The 512-nt window shown below is 60.7% G+C and carries 1 pseudogene; it reads left to right on the top strand.

From position 1 onward, the window contains the following. Positions 1–104: 104 nt before the first annotated feature. Positions 105–512, top strand: a pseudogene (locus tag NW858_RS13195) (phosphate acyltransferase); the annotation flags it as partial.

Below are 512 nucleotides of genomic sequence, written 5' to 3' on the forward strand. Positions count from 1 at the left end.
CGATAGCCCCTTGTAGATAGTGGGATCCCAACTTCTCGAGGCAAAGAAGCAGCGGAGATCCCCGCATTTTGCTTGTCAGGAGTGTTCCAGTGTGAGGTCAGCTCGTGCGAATTGCAGTTGATGCGATGGGAGGTGACTACGCTCCCGAAGAGATCATCAAGGGCGCCCTGCTGGCCCATCGGTATCTTCAGGTGGGGATTGCGCTGGTCGGTCGTCCAGACGCTCTCGAGCCTTTTCTGCCCCGGCCACTGCCGCCTGGGATCACTGTCGTGCCTGCTGAGGACGAAGTGGGCATGGCGGAAGAGCCCCTGGCGGTGCGCAGAAAGCCGCAGGCCTCTATCAACGTCTCCATGCAACAGGTGCGCACCAAGCAGGCAGATGCAGTGGTGGCTGCTGGCAACACTGGGGCTGCGATGGCCGCTGCCTACCTCAACTTAGGCCGATTGGCGGGGATCGACCGCCCGGCCATTGGCGCTCTTTTGCCCACTTTGAAGGTCAAGCCGGTGTTGCTT

It is taken from the genome of Synechococcus sp. H55.10, assembly GCF_047502715.1.
Classification (GTDB): Bacteria; Cyanobacteriota; Cyanobacteriia; order Thermostichales; family Thermostichaceae; genus Thermostichus.